At 56.7% G+C, this 1,145-nt stretch carries 1 protein-coding gene; it reads right to left on the bottom strand.

Features of this window, described 5'->3' with window-relative positions:
* Window positions 1-1,080 (bottom strand): peptide chain release factor 2 gene (gene prfB, locus VJ956_RS01920; protein WP_324081038.1). Its coding sequence is split into 2 segments (ribosomal slippage), with 1,079 coding nucleotides annotated over them: window positions 1-1,007 and window positions 1,009-1,080; the frame shifts between segments, so codons are not numbered across the junction. This gene is flagged as partial in the annotation.
* Between the last annotated feature and the right edge of the window lie 65 nt (window positions 1,081-1,145).

Here is a 1,145-nt window from a genome sequence, read left to right as displayed (position 1 = left end):
AGGCTGGCTTCGATGAACCTGTCGATATCACCGTCCAGCACATTCTGGATATTGCTGGTTTCGACCTTGGTACGCAGGTCCTTTATGCGGCCATCATCCAGTACATAGGAACGTATCTGGCTGCCCCAGCCGATATCCGCTTTGGCATCTTCGGCCTGCTGCTTGGCAGCGTTCCGTTCCTGCATTTCACGCTCATACAGCTTGGCCTTGAGCTGTTTCATGGCCTGATCCTTGTTCTGGTGCTGGCTACGGCCGGCCTGACAGGCCACCACAATACCGGTCGGGTTGTGGGTCAGGCGCACTGCAGATTCAGTCCGGTTAACGTGCTGCCCACCTGCACCGGATGCGCGGTAAACGTCTACCCGCAGATCGGACGGGTCGATCTCTATCTCGAAGCTGTCATCCACTTCCGGCGATATGAACACCGATGAGAATGAGGTGTGACGGCGGTTTCCGGAGTCGAAGGGCGATTTGCGTACCAGACGATGGACGCCGGTTTCCGTGCGCAACCAGCCATAGGCATACTCACCCTGAATATGAACGGTGGTACTTTTGATGCCGGCCACATCTCCTTCCTGAAGCTCGATAATTTCAGCCTTGAAGCCACGATGCTCGGCCCAGCGCAGGTACATCCGTAACAGCATATTGGCCCAGTCCTGGGCCTCGGTGCCGCCGGACCCGGCCTGGATGTCCATGTAGGCGTTATTGGCGTCCATTTCGCCGGAAAACATACGGCGGAACTCAAGTTTTTCCAGTTCCTTGTCCAGCGCGGCGAGGTCGGCCTCTATCTCGGCAACGGTCGCTTCGTCCTCTTCCTCGGCCGCCAGCTCCAGCAGGCTGTCGGCGTCGTTCACGCCGGAGGTGAGGTTGTCGATGGTGCCGACGATCAATTCCAGATCCGAGCGTTCCTTACCCAGCGCCTGGGCCCGGTCCGGGTCTTCCCATACGGAGGGTACTTCCAGTTCCCGTTCAACTTCGGTCAATCTTTCGCTGCGCTGATCGTAGTCAAAGGTACCCCCTGAGCGCTTCGGTGCGCTCACGAAGGTCTTTTATCTTCGTAACAATGGGATTGATTTCCATGAATTGCCTACTCGCTATCAGAAAATGGATGCGATCAAAATCAGAGGCGGGATTCTACCGGAAAT

Source organism: Marinobacter sp. (assembly GCF_035268745.1).
In the GTDB taxonomy this organism is placed as follows: Bacteria; Pseudomonadota; Gammaproteobacteria; order Pseudomonadales; family Oleiphilaceae; genus Marinobacter.
The sequence above is the reverse complement of the archived record's forward strand: the minus strand, read 5'-3'. Positions and strand labels throughout refer to the sequence as shown.